The organism is Enterococcus sp. GPZ-007, from assembly GCF_059374735.1.
On record NZ_JCAFYN010000101.1, the window covers coordinates 1 to 1,230 of the forward strand.

Sequence of the window (1,230 nt, forward strand, 5' to 3'; positions counted from 1 at the left end):
GACACCAGTGATCACCTTGATCATGGTCGATTTACCGGCACCGTTCTCTCCCATCAAGGCGTGAACTTCGCCTTTGTACAAATTGAGCTGGACATCATCCAACGCCTTGACCCCGGGAAACTCCTTTGAAATATTCTTTAATGCTAAAGTAATTTCAGCCATTTTTTGTTCTCTCCTTTGTATAAATCAGAGGGAATGCACAGTAGACATTCCCTCCTCGTTTAACTAGTATGGACGAGGCATGTTTTCCTCTACATTTTTCGCGTCGAAGATTCCTTCTTCTACAAATACTTCTTTCTCAACATCTTCCCCATTTTTGATTTTTATCGCTGTTTCCATCAAGTCTTCACCAGATAATGGATTACATTCAACCACGGCATTGATTTTTCCCGCTTCAATTTGTTCCAACGCGTCATTTGTTCCATCGAATGAAATAATGATGATGTCTTTTCCAGGAACTTTTCCGACTTCTTCGATGGCTTGGATCGCCCCCATCGTCATGTCATCGTTTTCAGAAACCAATACGTTGATCTTATCGCCAGATGACTTCAAGAACGCTTCCATAACCTCTTTTCCTTCCGCGCGGGTGAAGTTTCCAGATTGCTGCTCGACGATTTTCCAATTGCTATTGGCTTTTACCCCTTCTTCAAGGCCTTCTGTCCGACCTACCTGAGCCGAAGAACCGGTTGTTCCTTGCAGGTGGGCAATGTTGATCGCTTCTTTCTCTTTTCCTTGTTCTTTCAAGTAGTCCTTCAACCAATCCGCCGCTTTCACGCCTTCTTCCTTCATATCCGCACCGATCCAAGAGGTATAAAGATCATCAACATTTTTACCAGTAATTTGACGGTCAACTAAAACAACGGGAATATTGGCATCTTTTGCTTCTTTCAGCACCGTTTCCCAGCCTGTTTCTACCACCGGTGCGACCGCGATGACATCGACGCCCTGCTGGATGAAATTACGAATAGCAGAGATTTGATTTTCTTGCTTTTGTTGCGCATCAGAGAATTTTAAGGTGATTTTGTCATTGTTCTTCGCTGCATCCTGAACAGATTTGGTGTTGGCTGTTCGCCATTGGGACTCAGCGCCTAGCTGAGAGAAACCAACTGTTACTTTCCCATCAGAGCTGCCGCCGCTGTCACTTTTGGCATCTCCCCCGCCGTTTCCACAACCAGCTAAAAAACCTCCACAAATCGCTAATCCTAACATCGCTTTAAAAATATTTTTTCT

Annotated in this window: 2 protein-coding genes; both read right to left on the reverse strand. The window is 44.2% G+C overall.

Annotated elements, in window-relative coordinates; all coding sequences use genetic code 11:
- Nucleotides 1–162, reverse strand: a 162-nt coding sequence (locus AC4J95_RS21040) for an ATP-binding cassette domain-containing protein (protein WP_494551544.1), incomplete at its 3' end; no start/stop codon positions are given.
- A 63-nt stretch (nt 163–225) separates the two neighbouring features.
- Nucleotides 226–1,230, reverse strand: a 1,005-nt coding sequence (locus AC4J95_RS21045) for an ABC transporter substrate-binding protein (protein WP_494551543.1), incomplete at its 5' end; no start/stop codon positions are given.